Source organism: Synechococcus sp. HK05 (genome assembly GCF_019104765.1).
GTDB lineage: Bacteria > Cyanobacteriota > Cyanobacteriia > PCC-6307 > Cyanobiaceae > Vulcanococcus.
In genome coordinates, this window is the sequence record NZ_JAHRXJ010000009.1 from 252,148 (window position 1) to 274,968 (window position 22,821).

Here is a 22,821-nt window from a genome sequence, read left to right on the forward strand (position 1 = left end):
GTCAGTGTGGCGTGAGGAGGCCGCAACGGCCAATGCAGCGCTGCCGGTGAGTACAGATGGCCTGGATCCGGCCTGGATCGTGCACCAGGCCCCGGATCTGCTGGTGCTCAACAAACCCCATGGCCTGCTCTGCCAGCCGGGCTTGGGGCCGGAGTTGGCCGATTCGCTGATCAGTCGGGTGCACCAGCTGTGGCCGCAGGCGCAGCTGGTGCATCGCCTCGATCGCGACACTTCCGGCCTGATCCTGGTGGCCCTAACGCCTACCTTGCACCGCGAGCTGAGCCGGTTGTTCGCCGAGCGGCAGGTGCAGAAGCGCTACGTGGCGGATGTGCACGGCGTGCCCAACCTGCCGCAGGGCCTGATCGAGCTGCCGATCGCCAAACGTCAGCACCGCCCGCCCCTCTACGGGGTGGATCGAGCGGGCAAAGCCTGCAGCACCCGATGGCGTTGGCTGGAGGCCCACGGCCACTGCAGCCGCCTGGTGCTCGAGCCCCTCACGGGCCGCTCCCATCAGCTGCGGGTGCACCTGCAGGCCATCGGCCATCCGATCCTGGGAGATCCGCTTTATGGGCCGGATGCCAATGCTTCGCTGGCGGCACCCCTCCAGCGGCTCCATCTGCATGCCGGTGGCCTTGGCTTTGTTCACCCCAGCAGCGGCCAGCCCATGCAGTTCACGGCTCCCACCCCCTTTGAGCTCCCCAGCCCATGAGCGCCCATCCCCCCGCTATCGCTGCTCTGGGCTACGCCGCAGCCAGCCTCACCACCGTGAGCTTCATTCCCCAGGCGATCAAAACCCTGCGCACCGGCGACACCCGCGGCATCTCCCTGCGCATGTATGCCCTGTTCACCACAGGCCTTGCGCTGTGGGGCCTGTATGGGGTGCTCACCGGGGATGGCCCCTTGATCGCCGCGAATGCGATCACGCTGGTGGCGGCAGGGTTAATCCTCGATCGCAAGTGGCGCGCCTGGTGGGCTGAGCGCCAGGGGGATCAGCGGTTGCGCGGCGGCAGGCCGTTGCCGTAGCGCAGCATCTCCAGCCACCGCTGGATGCGCAGGCCCGCCAAACTCGCCGCCACGGCCAGCAACAGGGCCAGTCCACCCCAGAGCCCCGCGCCCAGCCAGGCTGCTGCCAGCAGCGCCAGTGCAGCCACCCCCCAGCTGATCGGTTGCAGCTGTTGCAGGCGCCGATCGGCTCTTGAGCAACTGCGACAGTGGCGGGTGTGAGCCTCGTAGCGCTCCATCAGCGCCCGTCGCCCTTCGCGTGGCGGTAGAGGTTCACCGGGAAACGGCTCGCCGCCGTAGCGATTCACCCAGTCGTGCAGGGCGCGCACGTAGCGATCAGCGCTGGTGGGGAGATGAAAGCTGCGCAACGCTTCATGGCTGCCGCCGCGTTGTTCCAACACGCGCTCCTGCCAGTGCAGAAACAGCTGGTCGTCTTCCAGCACCACATGGTTGCCCAGGTGCTGCAGCCACTCGGGCCGCAAGCGCAGCAACCGCCCCGGCCAGGGGGAGTTGAACTGGAAGGGGAAACGGGCGATCAGGCGGCACTCACCGCGGCGGATCGGCGTGGCGTACACCACCGTGAAAATCCGCGCGAAGCCCTTGGCGGTGAGGTCGTGCCACATCAGGCAGGGGGCGGCGTAGGTGGTGAACTGGCTGCCGAGCGTTCCGCGCCGCGGCCCCTCCTGCCACACACCGGTGAAGCCGTCCGGTCCGAAGCTGCTGAGTTCCAGCGCCACCGGGCCGGCGTTGTCGCGGCGACCCACCGTGGCGTGGTGGGTGAAGGGCACGTGGCTCACATCCAGCACGTTCTCCAGCAGGGTGAGCGCATCCATCGGCAGATCGCGGAAGGTGTCCTGCACCAACCAGCCCGGTGCATCGATCTCCGGCACCAACGGCAGCGGCTGATCGGCGGCGTCCGCTGCATCACCGCTGAACACAAACAGCAACCCCTGGCCCGTGGCGGTGGCGTAGCTGCGGCAATGGCTGCGTTGGCCGATGGCAAGGCCCTCCTCAGCCTGGGGAATGGCCGTGCAGCGTCCTTCACCGTTGAAGCTCCAGCCGTGATATGGGCACTCGAGCTCACCGGCTTCATTCAGCCGCCCATCCGACAGCGGCACCAGCCGGTGGGGGCATACATCCGCCAAGGCGCGCCATTGGCCGCTCTGGCGCTCGAACCAAAGCACCAGGTCCTGGCCCATCAGGGTGAAGGGGGTCGGGCGCTTGGGATCGAGGTCGCGCAGAAACGCCACCGGGTACCAGGCATGCGTCCAGCGGTTGGCCTGGTGGGTGCGGTCGGGCATCAGGCGCTGTAGCCCTTGCGGGCTGGGATCGGATAAGGAATCCGACGATGGCGCATCCGCCGCCACACCCGCACGAAGGCCCGCACCAGCAGTTCCAGCTCCGCCAGGCTCAGGCCGCTGTCGAGGAGCTGGCCATCGCGCCAGCGGGCCTCCACGATGCGGCGCACCATGGCACGGGCCTCCTGCTCGCTGGTGTCGGGCGGCAGGGAGCGCAGCGCTGCTTCGCAGCCATCGGCCAGCATCAACACCGCCGTTTCGCGGCTGCGGGGGATCGGGCCGCGGTAGCGGTAATCGGCTTCGCGGATGTTGGGATCGCGCCGGCGGGCCTCATGCAGGAAGTAGCCCATCTTCAGCGTGCCCTGGTGCTCGGGGATGAAATCCGCCAGGGGCCTGGGCAGCCGGTAGCGGCGGGCGAGCTTGATGCCCTCATCCACGTGGGCCTGCAGGATGCCGGCGCTCAGCTGCGGGTCGTCGAGCTTGTCGTGGGGGTTGTCGTTGCCCATCTGGTTCTCGATGAACCACTGGGGGCCGTGCAGTTTGCCCACGTCGTGATAGAGCGCACCCGTTCGGATCAGGTCGGTGTCGGCCTGGATGGCGCGGCCTCCCTCCTCCGCTAGCCCGCAGATCATCAAGGTGTGTTCAAACGTGCCCGGCGCTTCGCAGGACAGCCGCCGCAGCAAGGGACGCTCCAGATCCGCCAGCTCCAGCAGCCGCGCTCGGGTGAGCAGATCAAAGAAGCTCTCCACCAGGGGACTGATCAGCAGCACCCCCAGCAGCAGGCTCCCCAGCAGCACCGCTTCCCCGGGAAGGTCGGCGCCCACGGGCAGGCGCCCATCGCCCACACCGCTGGCGACCGCCAGCTGCAACAGCAGCCACTCGGCCAGCAGTGCCCCCACGGGGATCAGCAGCGCCAATTGCAACAACTGCGCGCGGGTCCGCTGCCGGCCCGCCAACACGGCGGTCGCGGCGGCCACACCAGCCGCCACCAGGATGCGCTGGTCGTTGAAGGGTGCTAGCGGCAGCGGCCAAAGCAGCGCCGCGATCGCCACCCAGGCGAGACCTGCGGTGGTGCCAAGCCCCTGGGCCAGCAGCAAGGTGGCGGGCACCAGCAGGGCCAGTGGACTGGCGGCTGCGCCCAGCCAGAGCTTGAAGCCCTGCACGATCAGCAGCAGCCCTAGGGCCAGCAGCGCCTGGCGCGGCTCGAGGCTGGCGCGGTTCTGGCGCAGCACGAGCACCAACACGCCGCAGGCGGCCAGGGCTTCACCGGCATGCAGCAGCCAGGCCCCGATCAAAGGCCGGCGATTCACGAGGCCGAAGTAATCGAGCACCGCATAGGCCTGATTGCTGATCGGCTCCCCTTGGCGGGTGATCAGCTCGCCTTCGCGCACCTTGATGGTGGGGATGCCTTGCTGGGTGAGCAAGTCTTCGATCAGCCGCTGGCTCAGGGCGGCATCGATGCGCAGGTTGCTGCGGCCCTGCAGGGAGCTGGCCACCACACGACTACCCAGGCTGCGGCCCGGTTCGGCGAGGTCGTCGAGCTGCAGCTGGGCGGCCTGCTCCAGCTGGCGGTTGGCCACGCTGCTCACCAAACCCTGCTGCAGCATCCGGCGTTGCGCTTGACGCAAGCTCTCCTCCCACTCCCGCAGCACGGCGGGGGATTGGCCCGCCAGCCAGTCGCGCTCGCCGGGGCTGAGCTCGAGGGGGGCCACCTGCTCCTGATCGGTGCTGGCCAGCTGCTGAATCGCCTGCAGTTGCCGTTCCAGCCGCTGCTCCAGTTCGCGATTGATGCGGGGATCCACCACCTGCACGTGGGTGCGCGGCCCGAGTTGGGAGCGGCGCTGCTCCAGGGCATCGGAATCCACCACGGTTGCGGTTTTGGGTGCTCGCACCGTGAAGGGCGCGGGTACACCCGGTCTGAGGCTCGGCTCCACCAGCCATGGCCAGCTGGAGAGCAGCGCCACCAGCAGGGCAGCCAGCAGCACCGCAAAGCCATCACGGCGGCGCCAAGGCGTGAGGGCCTGGCGCGGCAACTCCAGCCGCAACAGCCCCCGCCGGAGCCGCATCAGGGTTCGCCAGTGGCGATGGCCGGGACCCGTGCCGCTCACTCATGAAACCTTGAAGTGACCACGCTAGCGATGCCATTGCATGCTGAGGGCAGTGATGGGCGCCCTCTCCCATGGCCACGCGTCTGGATGGCCGCCAGCTGGCGGCAACGATCGAAGAGCGGTTGCAGGCGGTGGTGGCCGAGCGCCTGGAGCGGGCGGGGCGCCCGCCGGGCCTGGCGGTGCTGCGGGTGGGCGATGACCCCGCCAGTGGGGTGTACGTGGCTAACAAGGAGAAAGCTTGCAGCCGGATCGGCATCACCAACCTCGGCGCCCATCTGCCGGCCGATACCCCGGCGGCGGACGTGCTCAGCACGATCCAGCGCCTCAATGCGGATCCCGCTGTTGACGGGATTTTGTTGCAGCTGCCCCTGCCGGCCGGCCTCGACGAGCGACCACTGCTGGCAGCGATCGATCCGGAAAAAGATGCCGATGGTTTGCACACCCTGAACTTGGGCCGTCTCCTCAAAGGGGAACCGGGCCCCCGCAGCTGCACGCCTGCCGGTGTGATGGCCCTGTTGGCCGACGCCGGCGTCGCGCTGGCCGGCAAGCGTGCAGTGGTGGTGGGCCGCAGCATCCTGGTGGGCCAGCCGATGGCGTTGATGCTGCAGGCGGCTAATGCCACCGTGAGCATCGGCCATTCCCGCACACAAGATCTGGCGGAGCTCACCCGCCAGGCGGATGTGCTGGTGGTGGCGGCTGGCAAGCCGCGCATGATCGGCGCTGAACACGTGAAGCCCGGTGCGGTGGTGGTGGATGTGGGCATCCATCGCATCGAGGCCGAAGACGGCGGCAAACCACGCCTGTGCGGCGATGTGCGCTTTGAAGAGGTCGAGCCCATCGCTGCGGCCATCAGCCCCGTGCCCGGTGGGGTCGGTCCGATGACGGTCACTCTTCTGCTGGTCAACACCGTGGCCAGCTGGTGCCAGCGCTGCGGGCTTGATCAACCGTTGGCCGACTTGTTGCCCTGATCAGGCCCTGGCCTGAGAGAATCCGCGGCAGCGATGGCCCCAGGCCCAGCCCCCATGACCGCGGCCGTCACCAGCACCGGCAACAGCCCCGCCGCCGAGGCCGCCAGCTTCGACTTTGCGGCCTACCTGGAGGCGGCCCGGCTGAAGGTGGAAGCTGCCCTGGATGGCTCTCTCGGCCCGGAGCGACCTGAGAGCCTGCGGGAGGCGATGCGTTATTCCCTGCTGGCTGGAGGCAAGCGCCTGCGGCCGATCCTTTGCCTTGCGGCCTGCGAGCTGGCCGGTGGCGATAGCGCCCTGGCGATGCCCACGGCGGTGGCGCTGGAGATGATCCACACCATGTCGTTGATCCATGACGATCTGCCCGCCATGGATAACGACGATCTGCGCCGCGGCATCCCCACCAACCACAAGGTGTATGGCGAAGCCAATGCGATCCTGGCGGGTGATGCCCTGCTCACCCGCGCCTTTGAGATGGTGGCGCTGCGCAGCCCCGGCGTGCCGGCGGAGCAGCTGCTGAAGGTGGTGGGCGAACTCAGCCTGGCGTCCGGTGCACCGGGCCTGGTGGGCGGCCAGGTGGTGGATTTGGAGTGCGAGGGGAAAGACGTTGACCTCGAAACCCTCGAGTACATCCACTTGCACAAAACCGGCGCCCTACTGCGCTCTTGTGTGCTCACCGGCGCCCTGATCGCCGGTGCCCCTGAGGCCCTGCTGGAGGCCCTGCGCACCTACGCCCGTGGCATCGGTCTGGCGTTCCAGATCATCGACGACATCCTCGACGTGACCGCCAGCAGTGAGGTGCTCGGCAAAACCGCTGGAAAGGACCTCACCGCCGACAAAACCACCTATCCCAAGCTTCTTGGCCTGCAGGAATCCCGCAAGCGTGCCGATGCCCTGGTGGCGGAGGCCAAGGCTGCCCTGGAGCCCTGGAGTGCCGGCGGTAAAGCCGCGCCCCTGCTGGCTCTGGCCGACTACATCACCAGCCGCGATCGATGAGCTCACCTCTGCTCGGCATCCTCGATAACGGCGCCCTGTGGTGGGGACTGGCGGCCTGCGGCAGTGCCCAGCTCTCCAAGCTGGTGATTGAGCTGGTGGTGCACCGCCGCTGGAACCCCAAGGTGCTGGTGGAAACCGGCGGCATGCCCTCGAGCCATTCGGCCTTGCTCACCGGCACCGCAGCGGCCCTGGGCTGGCAGCAGGGTTTTGAGTCGCCTGTGTTCGCTCTGGCGGCCACCATGTGCTTTGTTGTGCTCTACGACGCCGCTGGCGTGCGCCGCGCCGCTGGCCTCACGGCTCAACGGGTGAATGGCTTGCCGGATGGCCTCTGGGAGCTGCATCCCGACCAGGATCCTGCGCTCAAGCCCCTCAAGGAAAACCTTGGCCACACCCGGCTGGAGGTGCTGGTGGGCAGCCTGATCGGTCCGCTGGTGGCGCTCCCGGGCCTGGTGTGGGTGGGATCGCCGCTGGTGCTGGCGCAGCACTGGGGCTGGCTGGCGGTTGGCTGAGGCCCTCACGGCTGGCCAGGCTGCAGCGGCCGAGGCCTTTGCGGCCTGGCTGAAGGCGCCGTACGACGGCACTCCGTTTGTGCTGAGCGGCTATGCCGGAACGGGGAAGACCTACCTCTCGCGCCACCTGCTGCAGCAGGTGGACGATCTGGGGTATTGCTGGACAGTGGTGGCCCCCACCCACAAGGCCGTGGGGGTGTTGCGGCAGCAGCTGGCCTGGGCTGGCCTCCAGCCCACTTGGTATCCGAGCACGATCCACCGGCTGCTGCGCCTGAAGCTCAAGCGCCAGGGCGATCTGGAGCGCTGCGAGGAAACCGAGCAAACGGCCGCTTCCCTTGAAAACCTGGGCTTGGTGCTGGTGGATGAAGCCTCGATGGTCGACAGCACGCTGCTGGAGATCGCCCTGCGCTGTGCCCATCCCTTCCGCACCCGGCTGGTGTTTGTGGGCGATCCAGCCCAGCTGCCGCCAGTGGGGGAGCCCACCAGTCCGGTGTTCGGCTTGGGCCGTGCCGCTGCCGCCAGCCTCAGCGAGGTGGTGCGCCATCAGGGGCCGGTGCTCCAGCTCGCCACGGGTCTGCGCAATGGCCAGCTCCCCTGCCGCCAGCCCCCGACCCTGGAGCCGGTGCGCGATGACCACGGCCAGGTGGCGGTCGTCTCCCGCAGCGACTGGCTCGCGGCAGCTCAGGCCGCCCTGCGCCGCGGTGCCGAGCTCGATAACCCTGATCACGCCCGCATCCTCTGCTACACCAACCGCGCTCTCGAGCAGTTGGTGCCGATCGCCCGGCGGGCAATCCATGGCGAGATGGCCGATCAGTTGCCGGTGCTGCCCGGCGAAGTGTTGATCACCCGCGCGGCGGTGATGGCTCCGGCTTGCCGCGCCGGCGAGGAGGCCGCCGAGGAGCCCGACATGCTGCTGGGCTCCAACCGCGAGCTGGTGGTGCGCGATGTGACACCGGAGCGCTGCGACCTGGCGGATTTCGGCATCGGCAGTGGCGATGGCTTCACCGCCCCGGTGATCGACACCCTCAGCGCTGAGGTGGAAGCCGGTGAAGCCCGGCTCACGCTACGGCTGCTGCCGCCGGCGGGCAGCCAGGCCCGCGATCAGCTGGATGGGTTGATGCGGCAGCTGCGCCAGCAGGCCCGCGATGCCGGCAAGCAGGGCGGTCGCGCCCTGTGGCGCCGCTATTTCCTGGTGCGCGATGCCTTTGCGTCGCTGGGGCCGGCGGCTGTCCTCACCGTGCACCGCAGCCAGGGCAGCACCTTCGGCGAGGTGTTTGTGGCGGGGGATGTGTTCTGGCCCAGTGATGCGGTGCTGCGCCGCCAGCTGGTGTACGTGGCGGTGAGCCGCGCCAGCCAGGCCGTGTGGCTGGTGGCTAGGGGCCATGCCGCAGAGGAGCAGCGCCATTGGCGCGATTGGCTCGCTGCCGGGGCTTGAGCTCAGCTCAGCTGCAGACCCTCGATTCCCTGCCAGCCCAGGTAGCCCGCCAGCACAAGGCTCAGCCCCCCTACCAGCAGATCGCCGCGGTTGAACAACACTTGCTTGCCTTGTTCCAGCAGCGGCACCACGCGATCGCGTCCCACCAGCACCGCCCCGAAGGGCAGCAGCAGCGCCAGGCTTGCCGCCAGGCTGAAGCCGGCCGTATAGATCACCTCCTGCACGCGGCTCAGGCCGGAGGCCAGGAGCGCCGAGGCGGCCTTGGCAAACAGAAACAGGTCGTCGGGGCTGATGACTTCAATCGCGCAACTGGCCCCAAGCAGCAGCGGCAGCGGCATGGCGCAGAAGCGATCCAGTTGGCGCGTCCAGGCGGGGGGATCCTGCCCCTCCTCCTTGCGATCCAGCAGCTCCTTGAGACCCAGGGCAAGCAAGGCGCCGGCCGCCAGCAGATCCAGGCCGGTGCGGTGGCTGCTTCCCTTCTCCATGGTGAGCAGCAGGCCGTGCCCCACCGTGAGCAGCAGCACCACCATCGTGGTGACGGTGACCATCCAGGCCAGCACAAACAAGCCGCCTCGGCGCAAGGGTTGGGGACCGAGCAGCAACAGCAGCAACAGGCCGATGTGGATTGGACTGATGGCAATACCGCTGCCGTAGGCCAGCAGTTCAGCCCACAGGGTCCCGTTGGTCATCGCAGCTGGTTCAGCGTCGAACTTCGAACCAGTCTTCCCTGCTGGGGGCCAGTTGGCTATGGCTCACGCTGTGCACGCCGGCCCCCTGGGGGCCGCGCTCACACCAGAGCCGCAGTTCGGTGAGCTTGTGGACCGGTCCCTCGGCCTGCACCTCCACCGAGCCATCGCTCCTGTTGCGCACCCAGCCGTTGAGATCGAGTTCGCGGGCTTTCTGGCAGCAGGCGGCGCGGTAGCCCACGCCCTGCACACGCCCGTGCACGATCAACTGCCAGCGCTCCAGCCGTGCCTGCGTCGCAGGGGCAGAGCGTTCCACCTCCAGCCACTCGCGCTGCCGCACGCTGCGGCCATGACGGTTCGGGGTGTAGGTATCGGCCAGTAACCAGCCCGTGGCCTGCGATTCCATCTGGCGGGGCGTACTCCGACTCGCTGCGGATTGTTTTTTGGATGCCACTCCTGCTTCCTCCCAATCGCCTGTTCTCAAGCTGACACGGCAGGGGCCCGCTGGCTACGGGTGCGGAACCGGCGCGTTCCAGCGCAGTAGGGCCCGTTGCTCCCGTTCGCTGCCGAGCACACAGAAGCTGCCGGTGCCCAGCACCAACAGGGCACCGCCACCCACCCCGAGCCCCAGCCAGCACCCCGCCAGGCTGCGCAAGATGTGGCCGTGGGCGAACAGAGCCACCCGGCCACCTGGATGCTCCTGCACCAGCCGCGCGATCAGCCGCTCACAGCGCTGCTGCACTTGACGCAGGCTTTCCCCCTCTGGGCAGGGGTGGCTGAACACGGTCCAGCCCGGCACGCTCTGGCGAATCTCGGCGGTGGTGATCCCTTCGTAGCGGCCGTAGTCCCATTCGTGCAGGTCGGGTTCCAGCTGGGCTTGCCCCGCCAGACCCGCCAGTTCGCAGGTGCGCCGCGCCCGTTGCAGCGGGCTGCAATACACCGCATCAAAGGGTTGCTCGGCAAGTAGCGGCGCCAGGGCACGGGCTTCTGCTTCGCCCTCCGGCAGCAGGGGGATATCGGTGTTGCCGGTGTGGCGCCCCTGGCGGGCCCATTCGGTGGCACCGTGCCGCAGCAACCAGAGTTCGGGGGGGTGCATCAGGTGTGTGCTCAGTGGGGCAACCAGGGAGAGGTGCGCCGCGCTGCTGCGGCCAGCCGCTGGGGGATGAAGCTGCAGCCGCCCCAGTGCAGGTGCAGCCAACTGGCATGCAGGTTGGAGCGGTTCCAGCCTTCGGGGCGCGCCGGGCAGCCCCAGCCCTCAAGCTGCCACAGCTGATCGGTGCTGTCAGCGCTGCAGCTGAGCTGCCAGCGGTGGAACTCATGGCCGCAGAGCTGATCACCGCGTTGCAGCACCAGCCCCGTCCCCAGGGCGGTGGCGGAGCGGTACCCCAGGCTGAGGGATCCCCGCTCGGCTCGGAAGGGCAGCAGGCCGGCCATGGTGTGGGACACACCGGTCTTGTCGTGCAGGTGCTGGCCGAGCAGCAGCAGCCCGCCGCACTCGGCATAGATCGGTAGCCCCTGCTGGTGGGCCCGCCGCAGCTCCTGCAGGCTGCGTTGGCTGGCGGCGAGTTGAGCGGCGTGCAGCTCCGGGTACCCCCCCGGCAACACCAGGCCTTGGCAGCCCTTGGGCAGTGGTTGATCCGCCAGGGGCGACCAGCTCAACACCTCCACCCCTTGCTGCACCAGCAGCTCGTTGGCTTCGGGGTACCGGAAGTGGAAGGCGGCATCGCTGGCGATGGCGATGCGCACCGGTTCGCGGGGGGCGCTGGTGGGTTGGGTGCTGGTCGCGGCAGCGGCTTGGCCGGGCTTGGGCTTGGGGGCCTGCAACAGCGGCCAGATCTGCTCGAGCTGGAGATGGCGTTCGGCCAGATCCGCCCAGGCTCCGCTTCGCTCCTCGAGATCAGCCAGCTCATGGGCCGGCAGCAGACCCAGATGGCGCGAGGGCAGCTCTAGGCTCTCGTGGCGAGGAAGCGCCCCGAGCAGCGGCATGGCGATCGAGGCCAGCGCCTCCGCCAGCAGCGCCTGGTGGCGCGCGCTACCCACACCGTTCAGCACCACCCCGGCCAGCTGCAGCTGGGGCTGGTGATCGCGGAAGCCCCGCACCAGAGCCGCCACTGAGCCCGCCTGGCGGCTGGCCTCCACCACCAACACCACCGGCAGGTCCAGCAGCTGGGCCACATGGGCCGAACTGCCCTCGCTGCTGGGGCCGCGGCCATCGAATAGCCCCATCACGCCCTCCACCAAGGAGAGCTCAGCGGCGCTGCCGTGCTGTTGAAAGCTTTGCTGCACCCAGGCCTCACCGCAGAGCAGCGGGTCGAGGTTGCGGCAGGGGCGGCCGCTGGTAGCGCTCAGCAGCTGGGGGTCGAGGTAATCGGGCCCCACCTTGAAGGTTTGGATGCTCTGGCCCCGGCGCCGTGCCAGGGCCGTGAGCGCAAGGCTCACCAGGGTTTTGCCGCTGCCGCTGGCCGGGGCGGCGATCAGGCAGGGCATGGAGGCCGCTTAGTTGGGCAGCAGCTTGGCAGCCAGGGCCGCGGCAGCGGCCAGCAGTGGGTTGGTGCTGTCGTGGCCGCCGCCCAGCAGCCGCGCCATCTCCATCTCTTCGCTTTCGTTGGGCAGGGGCACCACCTCCTCCGCCAGCTCCATCGAGGCCACACCACCCGCCTCGAGGCGCATGCAGCCCCCAGATTCCGAGCAGAGAATCACACACAGCGGCGGCCGATTGGCCGGCGCGCAGATCAGCCGTAATCCCACCAGGGCACCGGGGTGCATCTTGCTCACCCCCACCGGCACGGGCATCAACCGGACCTGCACGCTCTGGCCATCGCTGCGCTGGAATTCAGCGCCGATGCCACGCCCCTCGCCAGCTCCGCCATCAATCCAGAAGCTGTTCAGCAGGTGCCAGCCGAGGCGATCGGCGATCCAGGCCGCCAGCAGCAGCCCCTTCACGGGGTGCTGGCCTTCCACGTCGATGTCGAGCTGCACCACCTGATCGAGGGCGCTCTGGCGTGTGGGTGGATCAAACACCATGGCCAGCGATTCCCGCCAGGTGCGCAGCCTCAGCCAGTTCAGGTCATTCACGGCCTGGCCCTGCGCGATGCGCTGCACCAGCAGATCGAGGCAGCGGCGTGGTTCGCCCATGGAGCTATCCACCACCAGTCGCCGAGGCGGCACCGCCAGGGCCTCCAGCAGCTCGGGCGATTCATCCATGGTGCCGTTCCACCACACCCAGCAGGGCAGGTCATCGGGGATCAGCTCCTGCAGCATCGCCAATCCCTGCTGCATGGCTCCCATGCCGCCGCGCAACACCACCACATCGCCGCAGGCATCGGCGTTCACGCCCCGCTCCTCCGGCAGCGGGCAGTAGGCGGCCACCGTGGATTCCAGCGGCTGATCGCCCGCCAGGGTGGGAGCCAGGGTGATCAGGCGGCGGGGTTGGTGGGCGCTGATGGCGCGATCCACAAATTGGCCGCGTAGATCATCGGCGCTGTGGCTGCCCGCCAGCTGCCCAAGGGCCCAGGCCAGCGAAGGCGCCGTGGGTGCGGTGCTGGCCGGCAGCCCCAGTTCGCCGACGGCCTGGCGCGCCGCCGCCAGCAGCTGGTCATTGAGCAGACCCGTGATCGGTCCATCGATCCGCCCCGTGCGGATCAGCTGTTGCTGCAGCCACGAGGGCTCCCACACCACCAGGGTGAAGGTGGCGGCACCGCTGGAATCCTTGAGGTTGTCAGTCCAGAGCCGGTTGAGGTAGGCCGGTACTTCGCTGGGGGGCAGCTGGAGCGGGGCCTGCAGGGTGAGCTGGGGAGCCATGGGGTGGTGTGCAGCGAAACGGGAGCAGAACGATCAGGGGCGACGCCACATCAGGCCGTCCTCGGCCAGCAGGTTGTCGGCGGCACCGGGGCCCCAGGTGCGGGCTTCATAGGGGTGCACCGGCAGCTGCCAGGGGGCGTCTTCAATCAGCTCCAGCAGTGGGGTGTAGAGGCGCCAGGCCGCTTCCACCTCATCACTGCGGGTGAACAGGGTGGGATCGCCGAGCATGGCGTCAGCCAGCAGGCGCACGTAGCCCTCATCGGAGGGTTCGCCGAAGCTTTCGTCGTAGCTGAAGTGCATGTCCACCGGGCGGCTGCGCATGCCGGAGCCGGGGGCCTTCACATCGAACACGAAGCCGGCGCCTTCATCGGGCTGGATGCGCAGCACCAGCTGGTTGGCGGTGGGGGTGCCGCCTGCCGCATCAAACAGCTGCACCGGTGCCTTGCGGAAGGTGAGCACCACCTCAGACAGCCGTTTGGGTAGGCGTTTGCCGGTGCGCAGATAAAAGGGCACCCCCTGCCAGCGCCAGTTGTCGATGAACAGCTTCATCGCTACATAGGTTTCGGTGGTGCTTTCAGGGTTCACCCCCGGCTCTTCGCGGTATCCCGCCATGGGGTTGGCCGGATTGCCGCCGCGGCTGTACTGCCCGCGCACACAGCACTTCCACGGTTCTTCCTCGTTGGCCAGGCGGGCCGCCTGCAGCACCTTGGCCTTCTCGCTGCGGATCGACTCGGGATCGAAGTGGCCCGGGGTTTCCATCGTGGTGAGCGCCAGCATCTGGGTGAGGTGGTTCTGAACCATGTCCCGCAGGGCGCCGCTGGTTTCGTAGTAGCCGGCTCGCTCCTCCACACCCACGGTTTCCGCGGCCGTGATCTGCACGTTGGCGATGTAGTTGCGGTTCCAGATCGGCTCGAAAATCGCGTTGGCGAAGCGCAGCACGAGGATGTTCTGCACCGTCTCCTTCCCGAGGTAGTGGTCGATGCGGAAGATCTGCGACTCCTGGCCGCAGCTCTGCACCACCCGGTTGAGGGCTTGGGCGCTGCTGTAATCGGTGCCGAACGGTTTTTCGATCACCACCCGGCTGCGGGTGGGATCCTTCAGCAGGCCGGCATTGGCGAGGGCCCGGCAGCCGCTGCCATAGAAGGCCGGTGACACCGAGAGATAGAAGGTGCGATTGCCGCGAGTGGCCCGCTGCCGGTCGAGGGCCTCGAGGCGGGTGCCGAGGCGCACCACGTCGTCGTCTTGCTGGAGGTCGACCGGTTCGTAGAAGAGGCAAGCGGCGAACTGCTGCCAGGCGCTCTGGTGCTGCTTCACCTCCTCGGCCATGGCCTCGGCCATGCGGTTGCGGAAGTCGTCGTCGCTCCAGGGGCGGCGAGCGCAGCCCAGCACCGAAAACTCGGTGGGTAGGCGGCGCTGGCGGAACAGCTCAAACAGGGCCGGGATCAGCTTGCGATGGGTCAGATCGCCGCTGGCTCCAAAGATCACCAGGCACTGCGGTGAGATCACCCGCTCCTGGCGCAGGCCAACGCGCAGGGGATTGGTCTGGGTGGCGGCCATGGGCAACGCGTGCGTGCTCCAGGTTTAACGAGGCCGAGCCTGTGCCGCATGGGTTGGCAACAAAAAAGCCCGCCTTGTGGCGGGCTAAACACCTCAGCGAGCCAGGAGCTCAATAGGTTTCCACGTGCCAGCGCTCGGCCTTCTTGAGCTGCGGACGCAGCTCCGACCAATCCAGGCCCTTGGCAGCAGCAGCGGCGGTCATTGCCTCGTCGATGCCAGGCTCCATGCCACGCAGACCGCACATGTACACGTGGGTCTTGGGGTTTTCGATCCAGGAGAAGATTTCCTCGGCGTTCTCGCTGACGCGGTCCTGGATGTACATGCGGCCGCCCTTGGCGTTCTGCTGCTCGCGGCTGATCGCCTTGGTGTAGCGGAAGTTCTCGGGGAACTGGCTCTGGTAGTGCTCGAAGTCGGCGTCGTAGAGCAGGTTGGCGGTGGTGGGTGCACCCATGAACAGCCAGGCCTTGCCCTTGAAGTTCCAGCCGTTTTTCTCGCGCTCAGCCGGCTCGAACATGCGGCGCAGGTAGGTGCGCATCGGCGCGATGCCGGTGCCGGTGGCCAGCATGATCACGTTGGCGTCTTCGTCGGGGGGCAGGAGCATTTCCTTGCCCACGGGGCCGGTGATCTTCACCTTGGCGCCGGGCTCGATGTCGCAGAGGAAGGTGGAGCACACACCGTTGATGGTCTCGCCTTCCTTCTCGTACTGCAGCTGACGCACGCAGAGCGACACGGTGTTACCGGCCATGTTGTCGCCATGGCGGGTGCTGGCGATCGAGTAGAGGCGCAGCTTGTGGGGCTTGCCGTTGGCGTCTTCACCGTCGGGAATGATGCCGATCGACTGACCTTCCACATAGTTGAGGTGGGGGTCGCCACCGCTGAGGTCGAAGGTGATGTGGTTCACCCGGCCGATAGCACCTTCAGCCAACAGGCTGTAGTTCTCGGTCACGGTGCCGACGAAGGGATTCTTCGGCTTGTAGAGATTGACGGGGACGTCGGCGTGATGCACGGCAGCGGCAGCAGGTTTGGCGGGTGAGGCTTTGGCCTTGGTGGTCTTGGCGGCAGCAGGGGCAGCGCTGGCTGCGGGCGCTGCGGCGGTAGGCGCTTCGGATGCAGCGGTGACCGAGATCACCTTGCCTCCCAGCTTGCTGATCGACTGCATCAGGGCCTGCAGCCGTGAGAATGGCACGGTGATGCTGCGCTCAGCGTTGCGCTGCTGGGTCAGCCCATAGCCCTGCACCACCACGGTGAACACGCGCGAGTCGCTGCAGCTGGATGTTGCGGTCGAGACACGCATGAATCTCTGATGCCCTGATGTCGCGCGCGATCATAGGGAATCTGCACGCTTCCGCTCGAGGGCGTTAAGTTATGGCGCCGAAAGCGTGATCTAGCCGGTTTGCTCTCGTCGCAGCTCACGGCATCCCCCACCAGCGCTGAGCTGCAACAGGTTGCGGCCTGTGCGCTCGACACCATCCAACAGGAGATGGAGCGCCTGCCCGGGGGCACGCGACGCCTGGCAGTACGCCTGCGCCTGGCCCTCGATCCCCAGTGGCTGTGGGCAGTACTCACCGATTACGACAGCCTCAGCCGCTTCATCCCCAACCTGCAGAGCTCCCGGCTGCTCTGGCGCCGCGCCAACGTGGTGGGGCTCGAACAGGAGGGCGCTCAATCGTTCATGGGCATGCGCTTCAAAGCGCGCGTGCAGCTGGAGCTCACCGAGCATCTGGAGGAGCGCCGCCTCTCTTTCGTGATGTCCAAGGGTGATTTCCGACGCTTCGAGGGCACCTGGCAGATTGGTGCCGAAGCTGGGGCCACCACACTGCTCTATGAGCTCACGGTGCAGGGCTGTGTGGGCATGCCGATTGGCTTGATCGAGCAACGCCTGCGAGAAGATCTCGCGGCGAATCTGAGGGCGGTGCAGCAGGAAGCCCAGCGGCGTGCAGTGCCGCTCGAAGCGTCGATCTGAGCTGAGCACGCTCCCGTCGTTTTCAGCCAATAAAAAAGCGGCCAGTTGGCCGCTTTTTCTTGGATACCCCCAAGGGGATTCGAACCCCTGTCGCCTCCGTGAAAGGGAGGTGTCCTAGGCCTCTAGACGATGGGGGCTAGGACTCGGTGGTGATGACAGCATTCGGGCGATGCCCTTGTGCAGCCTGGCTTTTCAGCCGCGCCTCCGATGGGATGAAGTTACGGGTCGGAGGTGCCCTTCGTCAATCAGCTGGCGCTCTGGCCGTCCCAAACGGGCACGGTGAAATGGAAGCAGGCGCCTTCACCCGGTTCCGACACCACCCAGATCCGGCCGCCGTGCACTTCGGTGATTCGCCGGCATACCGATAGCCCCACACCGAAGCCGGAGGTGTTGGAGGAGGTTTGGGGCAGGCGCACCCGCTCCAGAAAGATGCGTTCCTGTTCATCACGGGGAATGCCTGGCCCTGAATCGCACACGCTGATCTGAAGCCACTGGCTGGTGCGGTGCAGGATCGTGAGGCTCACCTGGCCGCCATCGGGGGTGAACTTGAAGGCGTTCTCCAGCAGGTTGAGCAGCACCTGGCGCATGCGCCGCTGATCGGCGTACACATCCGGCAGATCGGTGGGGATATCGGTGATCAGCTCCAGGCCGCGGCCTACCCACAGCTTTTCCAGCTCGAGGATCGCTTCGGCCGCCACGGGCCCAAGGGCCAGGCGCTGGGGGTTGAACAGGGCTTCCCAGCGGGTGGTGCCTACCTCCAGCAGGTCTTTGGAGAGCTGCTCGATGTCATCGAGGCGCCGGCCGAGCACATCGCGGAAGCGGGTTTGATCGATCTGGCCCAGGTTGAGGCTCTGCAGCGCCAGCTTGGAGGCGGTGAGCGGGGTGCGCAGTTCGTGGGCCACCATCCGCAGCAGCCGCTCCTGCACCCCGAGCCGCTCGATCAGGGTTTCGTTCTCCTGGCGCAGCACCAGCAGTTGATCCTCAAGCTGTAGTTCCCGCTGGGTGCGGCTGCCATCGCTTTCGGCGGGCCGCAGGCTGATGCCCAGGCCGCTCACCACTTCCAGCTGCTGCCAGCGGGGCAGCCAGTTGCGCAGCTGTTGCAGGAGGGTGTTGCCCGCGAACACCTGCTTGGGGGTGGGCTCGAGCTTGATCAGGGCCGGTGTGGCCACCAGCCGGTGCAGCTCCAGCAGTTCGGGCCGTTCGGCTGGATCGGCGATCTCCAGGCTCACATCGAAGCCGAAATCCTGGTTCTCCAGGAACGCCACCAGGCCGCGTAAATCGGGTGTGGCGCGGTGGTGCGGTGCGGCCACCAGCAGCAGTTTCAGGTGGCGCCGCTGCGCTCCATCACCATCGAGATGAGACGGCAGGGCAAGGCCTGCCCCCCTGCGGACGTCCCCACGCTGTTGCGGCTGGGACGGGGCGCTGACGGGGAAGCGGCTGGGTTGAGGCTCGTCGGGGGGCTGATCCCCTGCGGCGGACACCGGCGCGCTGAATCTGCAGAAAATATGGTTTCACCTTATGAGGTTTGGCAGGGCATGCCAGCCCCGCTATGACGACTGTGATGAGACGTTGTCGAGAGGAACGCCGTGGCCCATCCACGAGAACTCGCGACACGCGTGCATCCGGTGTCGCCGCAGCCACCGGCGATGCGCGGTAGTCGCATTCAGCTCGACACCACGCTGCGGCGTTGGTTTAACCGCAATCTGGGCCTGTGGCGCTCAAGGCGTCAGTACTTCTTCCCCGACGACGAGGTGCTGCGCGTTGACATGTTGCTGCGGGTGCAGACCTTTGAGGATCAGGCGGAATCGGAACCCCGCTATCGCTTCACCTGGTGGCCTGAAAAGGAATACGACTTCTTCGAGATCAAGCCGCGCTATGTGCGCGAAGGCACGATGGATGCCTCCCTGTGCGGCCATCAGCTGCGCCGCAGTCGCGGCTACCTCTGCGGTTCCCCCACCAAAAGCCAGATCCGCCAGGCGGATGAGCACGAGTTGGTGTTTGAGTCGCACTATCTGCAGTGGGACATCCTCGAGCACATTCGGCTGGTGGATCAGGACCGCTTCCGCGCCCGTTCCATCTACTCCTGGTGCGACGGCAACCTCGAGCTGGTGGAAACCCACCACGAGATCCGCCTCGAGCCGGCCGGTCCGCCTCTGCCGGCGGATGCCTGATGGCGTTTGGCTGGTTCTGCAGCAGGATTGGGCAACATCGCTGCTCTCGCGTGCGCCCCTCCGCCAGTCGCCTCGCTCTCCTGCTGCTTCCCCTGGCTCTCACCCTGGCTCCGATGGCTGCGGTGGCGGCACCGGCCTCCGAAGCGGAGATGAGCCTCTACACCCGCATCGGTGCCTTGAATGTGTGCATTGCCCGGGCTGCCGGTATCGAGTTCGACAAGGCGGTGGCCGTGGCGGGCGAAACCATCGCCCAGGTGATTCAGGGCCAGCACGATGGTGCCATCGCTCAGGTGGGGCCCAAGCCCCTCACCATTGATGAGCTGCGCAAGGGTGCGATCAATTCCGCTGTGCTCGGTGCCGTTGAGGTGTGCCCGGATGAGGTGCCTGCCGATGTGCGTCAAAAGGTGGAGCAAGTGCTGAAGAACCGCAGCAGCGCCCCTGCCGCCAGCCCCGCTCCCGCCAAGAAATAAACCCGAGCCCCACGCTCCTGCCATGGCCACCGTTCGCCTCGCCGATTACCGGCCGGCCCCCTGTCTGATCGCCCACACCCACCTCACGGTTGAGCTGTTTGCCGATCAGGCCCTGGTGGAGGCCGAGTATCAATTCGAACCCAACCCGCTGGCTGAGCCCGGCCCCCTGGAGCTGCAGGGGGTGGAGCTGGAGCTGCTGGCGCTTGAGCTCAATGGCGTGCCGCTGGCGGCGGAGGCTTACACCCTCGAACCCACCCGGCTGGTGGTGCATCAGCCGCCGGTGGAGCCATTTCGCTTGCGCAGCCGGGTGCGGATTCACCCGGCCACCAACACAAGCCTGGAGGGTCTGTATGTGAGTGGTGGCATGTTCACCACCCAGTGCGAGGCGGTGGGCTTTCGGCGCATCACCTTTCACCCCGACCGTCCCGATCTCCTCAGCCGCTTCCGCGTGCGCATTGAGGCCGATCAAGCCAGCTGTCCGGTGCTGCTCTCCAATGGCAATTGCCTCGAAACCGGTGAGCTGCCGGAAGGCCGCCATTACGCCGTGTGGGACGACCCATTCCCCAAGCCCTCCTATCTGTTTGCCCTGGTGGCCGGCCGGTTGGAGGAGGTGCGCGATCAGTTCACCACCCGCAGCGGCCGCAGCGTGCAACTGCGCCTGCACGTGGAGCCCGGCGATGCGCCATTCACGGCCCATGCCATGGCCTCGCTGAAGCGTTCGATGCTCTGGGATGAGCAGCGCTACGGCCTGGAATACGACCTCGATGAGTTCAACATCGTGGCGGTGCGCCATTTCAACATGGGCGCGATGGAGAACAAGAGCCTCAATATCTTCAATTCCAAGCTGGTGCTCGCCGATGCCGCCACCGCCACCGATGGCGAGCTTGAGCGCATCGAAAGTGTGATCGGCCATGAGTATTTCCACAACTGGACCGGCAACCGCATCACCTGCCGCGACTGGTTCCAGCTCTCCCTGAAGGAAGGACTCACGGTGTTTCGTGATGCCAGCTTCACGGCTGATCTGCATTCAGCCGCGGTGAAGCGGATTGAGGATGTGTCGCTGTTGCGTAATACGCAGTTTCGAGAAGATGCCGGGCCCACCGCGCACCCGATCCAGCCGGATCACTACCAGGCGATCGATAACTTCTACACCACCACGATCTATGAAAAGGGAGCGGAGGTGATCCGCGTGCTCCACACCCTGCTGGGGGAGGAGACGTTCATGCGGGGTATGTCGCTGTATGTGAGCCGTCATGACGGCACCGCCGCCACCTGCAACGACTTCGTGCAGGCCATGCAGGACGTAGCCGAACAGGCCTGGGCCGAAGGCGCCGCCTTGCCGCGCTTCGATTTCGCGCAGTTTCGCCATTGGTACAGCCAGGCGGGTACTCCGCAGCTGCAGATCGAGCGCCACTGGGATGGCGATCAGGGCAGCCTGCGGCTGCAGGTGCGCCAGAGCACCCCGCCCACCCCTGGCCAACCTGAGAAACAGCCCCTCGTGATTCCGCTGGTGCTGGGTCTGGTGGGCCAGGCCGGCGAGCCGCTGCCGGTGCGGCTCCAGGGGGAAAACGTCGCCGAGGCCAGCGCCGCGGCCCTCAGCCACGCCTGGGGGGATGGCAGCAGGCTGCTGGTGATCGATCAGCCCGAGCAGCAGTTCTGTGTGGAGGGTCTGGAGCCCCACAGCCATCCGCCGGCCCTCTCTGTGCTGCGGGGGTTCTCGGCACCGGTGAAGCTCGAGCTGCAACGCAGCACCAACGAGTTGCTGCACCTGCTCGCCTGCGACAGCGACCCCTTCGCCCGTTGGGATGCCGGCCAGGTGCTGCTGCGCCAGGCGGTGCTCGAGCGGGCTGCCGGCTCCCCCAATGAGGAGCTGGAAGAAGGGCTGGTGGCGGCCTTCGATCGCATCCTGGCCGAGGTGGGCCTGTGCGATTCCAACCGCAGCATGCTCCTCGCCCTGCCTGGCCTGCCGGAACTGGAAGATGCGGCGGTGGCTGCGGCAGGCCACTCCGATCCACCGGCCCTGTTTCAGGCGTTGCTGGATCTGCAGCAGCGCTTCGGCACGGCGCTCGCTGAGCCGCTGGAGCACACGCTGGAGCGCTGCAGGCCCCAATGGTTGCTGGCCTGGCCCGATGGCGTTGGCGACCGCGACCTCACCGCCACGGCCTGGAGCTGGCGGGTGGCGGCCGGCGATCTGGGCGTGCGCGCGGAGGCGGCGGCGGCCGTGGGCGGCCCCTCGATGACCTTGGCCCGGGCGGGTTTGCGGGCCCTGCACTGCCACGAAACCCCCGAGCGGGCGGCGGCGATGGCCGCCTTCCATGACCGTTGGCAGGAGAAGCCGGTGATCCTTGATGCCTGGTTCGCCCTGGAGGCCTCAGCCCCCTTCGGTGATGGGGTGGCCCGGGTGCAGGCGCTGCTCGAGCATCCGCGCTTCGATCCGGCGGCGCCCAATTCGATTCGGGCGGTGCTGGGGGGCTTTGCCGGCAATGTGGCGCAGTTCCATGCCGCGGATGGCCGCGGCTATCGCTTCATGGCCGAGCAGATTGCCCTGCTCGATCAGCGCAATCCGATCACCGCCTCACGCATGGCCAAGCTCTTCAGCCGTTGGCAGAGCTACGGGCCCGCGCGCAGCGCCCGCATGCATGATGCCCTCGAGCAGTTGGCTGCCGCCAGCCTCTCCACTAACACGCGCGAGGTGGTGGGCCAGTGCCTCGGTGCCGCCTAACGGCGGGGCGAGAGGGAGGCGTTGAACAGGCTCTGGTGTAGACGCTCCAGGGCTTGTTGCCGGGCGCGGCCCCCCTCGGGGCCAGCGTATTGGCCCCAGAGGCCTTCCCAATAGAAATAGATCACCCCGTGGCCGCGCTCGGCCGCTAGCCGCACTTTCTCGCTGAGGGTGGGGATCGGTGTGGTGCGTCCGCCGAAGCCCGAGAGGATGCCGATTTCCACGGGGATCCCCCAGCTGCTGGCCTTCACGAGGGCCGGTTGCTGCAGATCGCGTTCGTAGCCCTTGAGCGAATAGGCGTAGTTCTGCACTACCAGTTCATCGATCAGCCCGCCCAGGGCCCACAGCTCCCAATCCTGCAGCCAGTGGTTGTAGGCAAAGCGGAATGGCCCTGGTGAGAGGCTCACATAGGGGCTGCCCTGACCGCTGCGTTTGAGGGTGGCGCGCAACTCCCGCAGCAGGCTGCTCAGCTGCTTGCGCCGCCACACCATCCAGGTGCGATCGGTGTGGTTGTCGGGGGGCTGAACGCCCTGCTCCCGTTCGTAAAGGGCGCGGGTGTAGGGGTCGTAGCCCAGCTCCACCGGCCAGGCGAAGTGGTCGTCGAGCTGGATGCCGTCCACCTTGCAGCGCTGCACGATCTCGCCGATCAGGCCCAGAAAGCGCTCGCGCACGCCCGGGTGGGCGGGGTTGAGCCACACCATCTCCTTGCCGTGCATGCTCATCGCTCTGCTGCCATCGCGCTTCTGCAGCACCCACTCCGGGTGCTGGCGCACCACGGCGGCATTCGCCGGCTCCATCAGGCCGTACTCAAACCAGGGAATCACCCGCAGGCCGCGGCGATGGGCCGCGCTGGTCATCACGCAGATGGGGTCGTGGCGGGCCCCCGATTGCAGCAGAGCCGGCTCCACCGGCGCCCAGCGGCTGCGGTGAAAGGTGGCGCCGCGACTCCACACGTTGGGATAGAGGGTGTTGAAGCCAGCCTCCGCCAGTTCCCCAACGGCCCGTTCGATGCGCTGGGGCTGGTAGTAGAGGGGGCTGGGGCTATTGGTGAGCCACACCCCAACCCGGCGTGAATCAGCCCAGGCCGCTGCCGGCAGCAGCGTGAGCAGCGCTGCTGCAATCCAGTGACGTTTGCGGCCCT

General features: G+C 67.3%; 21 protein-coding genes and 1 tRNA gene. 10 read left to right on the forward strand and 12 right to left on the reverse strand.

The window, feature by feature from the left end:
* Positions 1-4 precede the first annotated feature (4 nt).
* The gene (locus tag KUL97_RS08155) at positions 5-709 is read left to right on the forward strand and encodes an RluA family pseudouridine synthase (protein WP_368656122.1); all 705 of its coding nucleotides are present in this window, start codon (positions 5-7) and stop codon (positions 707-709) included.
* Positions 706-1,023, forward strand: coding sequence for a SemiSWEET transporter (locus tag KUL97_RS08160; protein WP_217796445.1), 318 nt, complete (start codon positions 706-708; stop codon positions 1,021-1,023). The genes KUL97_RS08155 and KUL97_RS08160 overlap by 4 nt, the downstream gene beginning before the upstream one ends.
* On the opposite strand, the gene KUL97_RS08165 is transcribed toward KUL97_RS08160, so the two are convergent.
* Positions 990-2,303 carry a Rieske 2Fe-2S domain-containing protein gene (locus KUL97_RS08165; protein WP_217796446.1) on the reverse strand — a complete coding sequence of 438 codons (1,314 nt, stop codon included), beginning with the start codon at positions 2,301-2,303 and terminating at the stop codon, positions 990-992. The two genes, KUL97_RS08160 and KUL97_RS08165, sit on opposite strands and share 34 nt — an antisense overlap.
* The gene (locus KUL97_RS08170; RefSeq protein WP_217796516.1) at positions 2,303-4,366 is read right to left on the reverse strand and encodes an HDIG domain-containing metalloprotein; all 2,064 of its coding nucleotides are present in this window, start codon (positions 4,364-4,366) and stop codon (positions 2,303-2,305) included. Before KUL97_RS08170 ends, KUL97_RS08165 begins: the two co-directional genes overlap by 1 nt.
* A gap of 113 nt (positions 4,367-4,479) precedes the next feature.
* Between KUL97_RS08170 and folD the strand changes: the two genes are divergently transcribed.
* The 4 genes from folD to KUL97_RS08190 are packed head-to-tail and all read left to right on the forward strand — an operon-like array spanning position 4,480 to position 8,313.
* Complete coding sequence (gene folD / locus KUL97_RS08175; protein WP_217796447.1) at positions 4,480-5,376, forward strand: bifunctional methylenetetrahydrofolate dehydrogenase/methenyltetrahydrofolate cyclohydrolase FolD; 897 nt, start codon at positions 4,480-4,482, stop codon at positions 5,374-5,376.
* Between the two features lie 54 nt (positions 5,377-5,430).
* Positions 5,431-6,369 carry a geranylgeranyl diphosphate synthase CrtE gene (crtE, locus tag KUL97_RS08180; protein WP_217796448.1) on the forward strand — a complete coding sequence of 313 codons (939 nt, stop codon included), beginning with the start codon at positions 5,431-5,433 and terminating at the stop codon, positions 6,367-6,369.
* Positions 6,366-6,878 (forward strand): divergent PAP2 family protein, encoded by a 513-nt coding sequence (locus KUL97_RS08185; protein ID WP_217796449.1) that lies wholly within the window; start codon positions 6,366-6,368, stop codon positions 6,876-6,878. Before crtE ends, KUL97_RS08185 begins: the two co-directional genes overlap by 4 nt.
* Positions 6,871-8,313, forward strand: coding sequence for an ATP-dependent RecD-like DNA helicase (locus KUL97_RS08190; protein ID WP_217796450.1), 1,443 nt, complete (start codon positions 6,871-6,873; stop codon positions 8,311-8,313). Before KUL97_RS08185 ends, KUL97_RS08190 begins: the two co-directional genes overlap by 8 nt.
* A 2-nt stretch (positions 8,314-8,315) precedes the next feature.
* On the opposite strand, the gene KUL97_RS08195 is transcribed toward KUL97_RS08190, so the two are convergent.
* The 7 genes from KUL97_RS08195 to KUL97_RS08225 all read right to left on the reverse strand — a co-directional run bounded on the left by KUL97_RS08195 (position 8,316) and on the right by KUL97_RS08225 (position 15,651).
* The gene (locus KUL97_RS08195; protein ID WP_217796451.1) at positions 8,316-9,002 is read right to left on the reverse strand and encodes a GAP family protein; all 687 of its coding nucleotides are present in this window, start codon (positions 9,000-9,002) and stop codon (positions 8,316-8,318) included.
* A 10-nt stretch (positions 9,003-9,012) separates the two neighbouring features.
* Positions 9,013-9,405 (reverse strand): acylphosphatase, encoded by a 393-nt coding sequence (locus KUL97_RS08200; protein WP_217796452.1) that lies wholly within the window; start codon positions 9,403-9,405, stop codon positions 9,013-9,015.
* A 102-nt stretch (positions 9,406-9,507) separates the two neighbouring features.
* Positions 9,508-10,095: a histidine phosphatase family protein gene (locus tag KUL97_RS08205; RefSeq protein WP_217796453.1), complete on the reverse strand. Its 588-nt coding sequence runs from the start codon at positions 10,093-10,095 to the stop codon at positions 9,508-9,510.
* An 11-nt stretch (positions 10,096-10,106) separates the two neighbouring features.
* The gene (locus tag KUL97_RS08210) at positions 10,107-11,486 is read right to left on the reverse strand and encodes a cobyrinate a,c-diamide synthase (RefSeq protein WP_217796455.1); all 1,380 of its coding nucleotides are present in this window, start codon (positions 11,484-11,486) and stop codon (positions 10,107-10,109) included.
* Positions 11,487-11,495: 9 nt separating this feature from the next.
* A complete protein-coding gene (locus KUL97_RS08215; protein ID WP_217796456.1) occupies positions 11,496-12,800 on the reverse strand; it encodes a glucose-6-phosphate dehydrogenase assembly protein OpcA in 1,305 nt (434 codons plus the stop codon).
* Positions 12,801-12,833: 33 nt separating this feature from the next.
* Complete coding sequence (gene zwf, locus KUL97_RS08220; protein ID WP_217796457.1) at positions 12,834-14,357, reverse strand: glucose-6-phosphate dehydrogenase; 1,524 nt, start codon at positions 14,355-14,357, stop codon at positions 12,834-12,836.
* 109 nt (positions 14,358-14,466) lie between these two features.
* Entirely contained in the window at positions 14,467-15,651 is a 1,185-nt protein-coding gene (locus KUL97_RS08225) for a phycobilisome linker polypeptide (protein WP_217796458.1), read from the reverse strand.
* A gap of 99 nt (positions 15,652-15,750) precedes the next feature.
* Here KUL97_RS08225 and KUL97_RS08230 point away from each other — a divergent pair, with 99 nt between their 5' ends.
* Entirely contained in the window at positions 15,751-16,320 is a 570-nt protein-coding gene (locus KUL97_RS08230) for an SRPBCC family protein (protein WP_217796459.1), read from the forward strand.
* Between the two features lie 64 nt (positions 16,321-16,384).
* Here the strand turns inward: KUL97_RS08230 and KUL97_RS08235 are convergent.
* Together KUL97_RS08235 and KUL97_RS08240 are read right to left on the reverse strand one after the other, a co-directional pair.
* Positions 16,385-16,457: transfer RNA gene (locus tag KUL97_RS08235), tRNA-Glu, on the reverse strand.
* Between the two features lie 108 nt (positions 16,458-16,565).
* Positions 16,566-17,687 (reverse strand): histidine kinase, encoded by a 1,122-nt coding sequence (locus tag KUL97_RS08240; protein ID WP_217796517.1) that lies wholly within the window; start codon positions 17,685-17,687, stop codon positions 16,566-16,568.
* 279 nt (positions 17,688-17,966) lie between these two features.
* On the opposite strand from KUL97_RS08240, the gene KUL97_RS08245 reads away from it, so the two are divergent.
* From KUL97_RS08245 to pepN, 3 genes are read left to right on the forward strand one after another with little or no spacing between them, the layout of a single operon-like run.
* A complete protein-coding gene (locus KUL97_RS08245) occupies positions 17,967-18,491 on the forward strand; it encodes a hypothetical protein (RefSeq protein WP_217796518.1) in 525 nt (174 codons plus the stop codon).
* Positions 18,492-18,541: 50 nt separating this feature from the next.
* Entirely contained in the window at positions 18,542-18,961 is a 420-nt protein-coding gene (locus KUL97_RS08250) for a cAMP phosphodiesterase (RefSeq protein WP_217796460.1), read from the forward strand.
* Between the two features lie 22 nt (positions 18,962-18,983).
* A complete protein-coding gene (gene pepN / locus KUL97_RS08255; protein ID WP_217796461.1) occupies positions 18,984-21,683 on the forward strand; it encodes an aminopeptidase N in 2,700 nt (899 codons plus the stop codon).
* On the opposite strand, the gene KUL97_RS08260 is transcribed toward pepN, so the two are convergent.
* Positions 21,680-22,801 carry a glycoside hydrolase family 10 protein gene (locus tag KUL97_RS08260; protein ID WP_368656123.1) on the reverse strand — a complete coding sequence of 374 codons (1,122 nt, stop codon included), beginning with the start codon at positions 22,799-22,801 and terminating at the stop codon, positions 21,680-21,682. The genes pepN and KUL97_RS08260 overlap by 4 nt on opposite strands.
* Between the last annotated feature and the right edge of the window lie 20 nt (positions 22,802-22,821).